Below are 6,863 nucleotides of genomic sequence, written 5' to 3'. Positions count from 1 at the left end.
CAAACTGGCCGCGTAAGGCGATCAAACCCAAACCAAGGACTCTCCGCAAGGTGGAGGAAACTTGGGGCTCAGGTCAATTGGCATCGAGAGGCGCCGCAACAGCGCATGGTTCCAGCCCTGCGACAAGTTCCAGCCTGCAAGGACACCTAGGATTGCCGGCAAAAACAGCACTTCGGCCAACAGGAGGATCTGCTCGCTTAAGGTCCAATCTACCAAGGATGCTAAACTCGTAAGGGAAGGGCCAGCGAGAATAAAGAAAAGTTGATTAATGAGGCTAAGGACAATGGCTTCAAAGATGATTTCTGTTGGCTTTGGGCGCTCGCCGACGACGAAGCGAGAACGCACAGAAATGAGTATGAAACCGGCCAAAAGATATCTGGCGAAGAATTCGAAGGTTTCTGGCGTGAACAGATTAGGCATCAGCTTGGCCCGTCTTCGCGGGCGAAGAGGCGGCGGAATATCGGGCGCGCCTCGTCAGCAGTCATGCCCGGGACCAGCGCCGGGTTGTAAAGAACGCGCAGCAATTCCTCGTCATGGGTCGTCAGGAACGCGAACTCGTCATCGTCGTTGAAGATCGACGGTCGTGCGGTTGGGCTGTCATTGGCAAGGCCCAGCCCCTGCGCCAGCTCTTCATGGACGCAGGATTGGCGCATCAATTGCGGATGCTCGGCCCGGATAAAGGCCACCGCGCGGGTGTATTCGTAGTCTTTTTCCGACCCGGCGGTAATGACGAAGCAGAGGATCGACCGCGGCAGATTGCTGAAGAAATCAAGCGAGGCCTGGCTGATCCCGGGAATGATCTGCGCCGCCCGCCTGCGCGCGTCATCATGGTCATCCTCGCCCATGATCAAGACGTGGAAATTGGGGTTGCGCGCATTGGCAGAGATCGGGTGCCCGGTTATTCGCGCGAGCCGCGCGGTGTAACCCGTGACAATCGCCCGATCCGCCACGCGCTGCTCCTTCGGGACCGAGGCGCCAAATTCGACCCCGATCCGCACCGGCACCTTCCACTTGCGCAATCGCCCGGACCGGCCATCGGATTTCTTCAGCCCCTGGTCACGGGCATATTCGTCGTAAAAGGCGATACGCTCGAAATTGCGGGAGAGGTCGGTGTCGGTATAGGGCGTGTCTACCCCGCCACCGCCGGTGCGCAGCAGGCCCTGCGCCAACAGATCGGCCTGCATCCGGCTATAGAACCGCGCCATTGCAAGGCTCTTGGCAGACGGCCCCGCGGGGACCGCAGCCGCGGCGAGGCCCGAGGGGCGCACCCGTGGCTTGGCGGCAGGTTCAATTGGCGCAAGGTCACACGCGGCCAGGGCCAGAAGCCCCAGCCCTGAGGCCGCCCGTGTTACGATCCCGCGCCACCGCACCGGGTGGTCAGGCCTGCGGAACGGCGGTGCCGGCGGTATCGCCAACCCCGTCGCGGCGGGATTTCGCGGCCGCCAGCGTATCACGCAGCTCGGCCTCCATCTTCTTGAGCTCCTCTTCGGCGGCGGCCCGGCGGGCCTTGCCTTCATCGGCAATCTGGAGGCTTTCCTCGATCGTGCCGATGAGGTCGGCATTGGCCTGCTTGACCGCTTCGATGTCAAAGACGCCGCGCTCCATCTCTTCGCGGATGATCTTGTTCGACTCGCGCAGGTTCTTGGCGTTCGCGGTCAGAAGCTCGTTGGTCAGGTCATTGGCGTCCCGCACTGCCGCTGCGGCATCTGCCGAGCGTTGGATCGTAACCGCCTGCGCCAGTTGCGTCTCCCAGAGCGGCACGGTGTTGACCAGGGTCGAGTTGATCTTGGTCACCAGCGACTTGTCGTTTTCCTGCACCAACCGGATCGACGGCAGCGATTGCATCGTCACCTGCCGGGTCAGTTTCAGGTCATGTACCCGGCGTTCCAGATCGTCGCGCGCCGCGCGCAGGTCGCGCAATTCCTGCGCCTTCATCACCTGATCGCCCTCGGCGGCCTTTTCGACCTCGGCCTCGGCGGCGGGAATGTCCTTGGCATCGAGAACGCTCAGCTTCTCTTCCCCGGCGGCAATGTAGAGCGCCAGTTCGTCATAGAAGTTCAGAGTCTTGTCATAGAGGATATCGAGCGATTTGATGTCCTTCAGCAGCGTGTGTTCATGGCCCAGCAGGTCTTCGGTGATCTTGTCGATCTGGCCCTGAACCTGTTCGAACCGCGCGGTGAAATTGGCGAAAGGCGCGGCGCGTCCCAGAAGGCGTTCCCACCAGCTGCGCTTACGGCGCACATCAAGTTCCGAGACCGAAAAGCCCCGGATCGTGGTGACGATGCCGCGCAGGCTGTCCCCCGCGGGTCCGACATCCTTGTTGCGCACGCCCTGCAGCATGGATTGCGAGATTTCCTGCAATTCCGCCTGCGCGTGCGAGCCGAAGGAGACGATGGATTGGGTGTCGCCCATGTCAATCTCGGCCATGCGTTTTTCGATCTCGGCACTCGTGGGTTTGTCGGCTTCCTTGAGCGGCACGATGGCGTTTGCGTCGGTCGGTTCCGGCAGGATCACGGCGCTTACCTGCTCAACCTCGGCCAGCGTCGCTTCGGCCTTCTGGCGCGTATTGTCGGTCATAACTTCCCCTCTACTTGCTAATTCTGTTGGTCTGGCCGGATACCTTCGCGCTGCAGCCGGTCGCGCAGCACGTCGATTTCGATGTCCAGGTCGGTGTTGTCATCGGCCAGCAGTTTTTGCGTCTTGGCCACGAAATTCTCTTCCAGATCGGTCAGCAGCATCATGTAGCTCGACCGCGCGCCGGCATCGCGTGACCGGGCGTAAATGTCGGCGAACTTGGCGGTCGCGTCGCGGGCGCCCACCAGGTAGATGCCCATGTATTTGCGCGCCGCGGTGAGGTCGCGCGGGTCGTTTTCAACGGTGCGGAGCATGTCGCGAACGGAGGCTTGGAACCGCTCGACGCGGGCTTCGGCCTGCCGGTCACCGGCGCGTTTGATCGCGTCGGACATGGCCGCAAGGTGGGTTTCGGCCTTTTCCACGGCGCGGGCGACACGGTCGGTCTGGAACTGATCGACGCCCTCAAGACCTTTGTCCTTCATCGGGTCGAGCCCGAACGCAAAGCCATGGAGAACCGTGCCGATGACGCCATAGATCACGGGTGCCAGAATCTCGCCGCTGGCGGCAAAGGACGCGCAAGCGAGGCCCAGTCCTGTGAGGAGCGATCCGGCCATCTTGCGCGGAAATGCCGGTCTGCGCGCCACTTTGCGGGCCTCAAATGCCTCCTGGGCCAGGATACCCTCGCGCGTCATCCAGGCGGCGAGCAGCAAGAGACCAAGGGCTGCCAGGTTCAGCGCAAGGCCCACGGGACCCGAGCCAAAGGCCGACCAGATCAGCGGCAGCGGCGCCAGAAAGAGCAGGTTGACACGTCCGCCCGCCCGGGTGCGCCGCGCGCCCTGATAGCTGCCACGCGACGGCGTGCCGGGTGGGCCGCCATCGGGGCTGTATTTGCCGCCATAGCGTTGCGCCATCAGACGCCCCCCCAGATCGAAACCCCGAGGATCAATAGCACGAGCAGAAAGAAGGCGAGTTTTTGCAGGCCTGTTTCGGTCATCAAAATCCTCAGAAATCCCCGGGTGTCCTTTACTTGTGCCAAATCTAGGGGATGCGTGTTGCGCTTACTAGGGGGAAGATTCCCGTGCGCGGCTCATCACCAATGCGGCCCGGAGCGTTGTCGGTGGTCGCGTGGGTTGACCAGCATAGAGCCACGATTTCGCATTGATATTCCGCTTGGAGCATGGAACGGACATCTCCATCCATAGTCCAAAGCCGCGGGATTGCCAGACCGCGGGATGGCGATCAACCGTTGTGAGGCGCGCTTTATCGTTGCCAAGTCCGAAGAACCTCAATTCGTGGCGTAACCTCACCAAATCGCCAGCCCTTGCGGGCGGTCTGGCGATCGCGCGGCGGCCTGCGGCCTTGATTCCGCACGGGAGGTGAAAGTCGGACGGCAGCTTCGTCCACACTCCCGCTGTCCGCCGAGACTGGATCGCTCTGCCTCCCGGACGGCTCGTCGGGCGCCATCCGGGAGGGGTCAGGCGGGTGCCGCTCAGTGTCGTGACGCGGTCCGGCGTTCGGCGTTGAGTTTGCGGGTATAGCCCGACTGGATGACCTCGACGGCGACCAGCACGATGACCGAGAAGTAGAAGGTCGTTTTGGACATCGGCACCACTTCGTAGCCGAAGAACTTGAGCGCCAGGCTGTCGTCATGCATCGCATGGGCCGCTGCCTGTCCGGCTTCGCCGAGAAGCACGACGCCGACGATCAGCAGGATGAAGAGGCCCAGCACCTCGTACATGCGGTTTTTCTCGAGAAAGCGCGTGACGCCATCGGCCAGCAGCAGCATCGCAATCCCCGACAGGATGATTGCGGTTGCGAGGATCGGGAACACATCGGTGATCGCCAGCGCCGACAGGACCGAGTCGAACGAAAAGATCAGGTTCATCATCACGATCAGGATGATGACCTGCGTCGCCGATTTACCTGATTTCTGTTCCACATCCGTGTCCAGGTGTTCGATCGTCAGCATGTGGCTGATTTCCTTGACCGCGGTGTACATGATGAAGATACCGCCGATGATGAAGACGCAGGTGGCGAAATTGACGCCGCCTTCGATCACACCGGGATTGTCGAAGACAAAGAACGGCTCGGCCATCGCATCAATCAACTGGATCATCGTGAAAAGCAGCACCACCCTGAGCGCCACGGCGATGATGATGCCCCAACGGCGCACGGCCTGTTGCTGGGCCACGGGCGCGCGTTGGCTTTCGATGGAGATGTAAAGCAGGTTGTCGAAACCAAGGACGGCCTGCAGGAAGCAAAGCATCAGCAGGTTGCCCAGGTTTTCGATTGTCAGAAGGTCGGCCATTGATTCTGTCCCTCGCACGGTTTGAACTTTTTCGGGTGCTATAACGCGGTCATGCGTGAAAACAAAACGAAACGGTGCCTGCTTGGTTCCAACCGGGCCGCGGGCTCAGCCCCTGGGGCGGTATTCGGAACGCATGGTGTAATCCTTGGCGGGGCCCTTGACGCGCCAGACCACCCGGAAACGCGGCCAATCGTCGAAATGATAGGTGGCGGCGTAATGATCCGGGTCGCACCAATGGGTGGTCTCGCCGCCCGTCGCGGGTACCTGGTGAAAAAACCGCCCGTCATCGAAATAGACTCTTAGGTCGGGCGCCCAGAAGTAGCGCCGCTCGGACGCCATGGGGGGGTGTCCCTCGATCGTCAGCACGCCGCTTTCGACATATTGCAGGCCGTCGCCATCGCGCGACCATTCCGCGGTCCCGGCGAATGAGGCTGGTGCCGCGGTCGCATGGGCGATCTGCCGGACGAGCTCATATTGCCCTTCGAAATCCGCCAGTTTTCGTGCCGGCCCGTCAGGCATGGGCGCCCAGAGGTGGGATAAACTGTCCTATGTGCCTGCTCCTGCCTTGCCGCGCTGGCGCGGTCGGTCTAAACCGCGCGCAAACCCTATAAGCATTGCGCAAGGACCGCCATATGATTCCCCGCTATTCCCGCCCTGACATGGTCGCCATCTGGAGCCCCGAGACCAAGTTCCGCATCTGGTACGAGATCGAGGCCCATGCGTGCGATGCCATGGCCGATCTGGGTGTGATCCCGCGGGAAAATGCCGAAGCCGTGTGGAAAGCCAAGGATGTCGAGTTCGACGTGGCGCGGATCGACGAGATCGAGGCGGTGACCAAGCATGACGTGATCGCCTTCCTGACCCACTTGGCCGAACATGTGGGCTCCGAAGAGGCGCGTTTCGTGCATCAGGGTATGACCAGTTCCGATGTGCTCGACACCTGTTTCAACGTGCAGCTGACCCGCGCGGCGGATATCCTGATTGCCGATCTCGAAGGGTTGCTGGCCGCCTTGAAACGCCGTGCGATGGAGCACAAGGACACCCTCCGGGTTGGCCGGTCCCATGGCATTCACGCGGAGCCCACCACGATGGGCCTGACCTTTGCCCGCTTCTATGCCGAGATGGACCGCAACCTGAGCCGCATGCGCGATGCCCGCGCCGAGATCGCCACCGGGGCGATTTCCGGTGCCGTGGGGACCTTCGCCAATATCGATCCGGGCGTTGAGGAACATGTCTGCGACAAGCTGGGCCTGGTGCCGGAACCGATCAGCACGCAGGTCATTCCCCGCGATCGCCACGCAGCGTTTTTTGCGACCCTCGGCGTCATCGCCAGCAGCATCGAGAACATCGCGATCGAGATCCGCCATATGCAGCGCACCGAAGTGCTGGAAGGGGCCGAGTTCTTCTCGATGGGCCAAAAAGGCTCGTCGGCGATGCCGCACAAGAAGAACCCGGTGCTGACCGAAAACCTCACCGGTCTGGCGCGGATGGTGCGCTCGGCGGTGGTCCCGGCGATGGAGAACGTGGCGCTTTGGCACGAACGCGATATCTCGCATTCCTCGGTCGAGCGTATGATCGGGCCGGATGCGACGATCACGCTGGATTTTGCGCTGGCGCGGCTGACCGGGGTTGTCGACAAGATGCTGATCTTCCCGGACAACATGCTGGATAACATGAATAAATTCCCGGGGCTTGTGATGTCTCAGCGGGTCCTACTGGCGCTGACGCAGGCGGGGGTGAGCCGCGAGGACGCTTACGCCATGGTGCAGCGCAATGCGCTGAAGGTCTGGGAAGAACGGACCGACTTCAAGGCCGAACTGCTGGCCGACGCGGATGTGGTCGCCGCGCTGGGTGCCGATGTGATCGAAGAGAAATTCGACATGGGCTACCACACCAAGCATGTCGACACGATTTTCGCGCGGGTTTTCGGTGACGGATAACGATTAATTTACACGCACAGATCTTTTTGCGAATAATTTCC

Annotated in this window: 7 protein-coding genes; 1 reads left to right on the top strand and 6 read right to left on the bottom strand. The window is 61.5% G+C overall.

Going from position 1 to position 6,863, the window contains the following annotated elements:
- Nucleotides 1–21: 21 nt before the first annotated feature.
- From RBB29_RS18830 to RBB29_RS18805, 6 genes are all read right to left on the bottom strand, one after another.
- Entirely contained in the window at nucleotides 22–420 is a 399-nt protein-coding gene (locus tag RBB29_RS18830) for a DUF6338 family protein (RefSeq protein WP_306115903.1), read from the bottom strand.
- Nucleotides 420–1,370, bottom strand: coding sequence for a DUF2927 domain-containing protein (locus tag RBB29_RS18825; protein WP_306121202.1), 951 nt, complete (start codon nucleotides 1,368–1,370; stop codon nucleotides 420–422). The genes RBB29_RS18830 and RBB29_RS18825 overlap by 1 nt, the downstream gene beginning before the upstream one ends.
- A 7-nt stretch (nucleotides 1,371–1,377) precedes the next feature.
- The gene (locus tag RBB29_RS18820; protein ID WP_306115904.1) at nucleotides 1,378–2,577 is read right to left on the bottom strand and encodes a toxic anion resistance protein; all 1,200 of its coding nucleotides are present in this window, start codon (nucleotides 2,575–2,577) and stop codon (nucleotides 1,378–1,380) included.
- Nucleotides 2,578–2,594: 17 nt separating this feature from the next.
- On the bottom strand, nucleotides 2,595–3,485 hold the full coding sequence (locus RBB29_RS18815; RefSeq protein ID WP_306115905.1) for a 5-bromo-4-chloroindolyl phosphate hydrolysis family protein: 891 nt from the start codon (nucleotides 3,483–3,485) through the stop codon (nucleotides 2,595–2,597).
- Nucleotides 3,486–4,063: 578 nt separating this feature from the next.
- Nucleotides 4,064–4,882 carry a TerC family protein gene (locus RBB29_RS18810; protein ID WP_306115906.1) on the bottom strand — a complete coding sequence of 273 codons (819 nt, stop codon included), beginning with the start codon at nucleotides 4,880–4,882 and terminating at the stop codon, nucleotides 4,064–4,066.
- 105 nt (nucleotides 4,883–4,987) lie between these two features.
- Nucleotides 4,988–5,401 carry a DUF6314 family protein gene (locus RBB29_RS18805; protein WP_306115907.1) on the bottom strand — a complete coding sequence of 138 codons (414 nt, stop codon included), beginning with the start codon at nucleotides 5,399–5,401 and terminating at the stop codon, nucleotides 4,988–4,990.
- 113 nt (nucleotides 5,402–5,514) lie between these two features.
- Here RBB29_RS18805 and purB point away from each other — a divergent pair, with 113 nt between their 5' ends.
- Nucleotides 5,515–6,822: an adenylosuccinate lyase gene (gene purB / locus RBB29_RS18800; RefSeq protein ID WP_306115908.1), complete on the top strand. Its 1,308-nt coding sequence runs from the start codon at nucleotides 5,515–5,517 to the stop codon at nucleotides 6,820–6,822.
- Nucleotides 6,823–6,863: the final 41 nt, after the last annotated feature.

The sequence above is a fragment of the Roseovarius sp. MMSF_3359 genome (assembly GCF_030733385.1).
In the GTDB taxonomy this organism is placed as follows: Bacteria; Pseudomonadota; Alphaproteobacteria; order Rhodobacterales; family Rhodobacteraceae; genus Roseovarius.
Note: the sequence above shows the minus strand (reverse complement) of the source record. Positions and strands in the feature narration are given on the sequence as shown.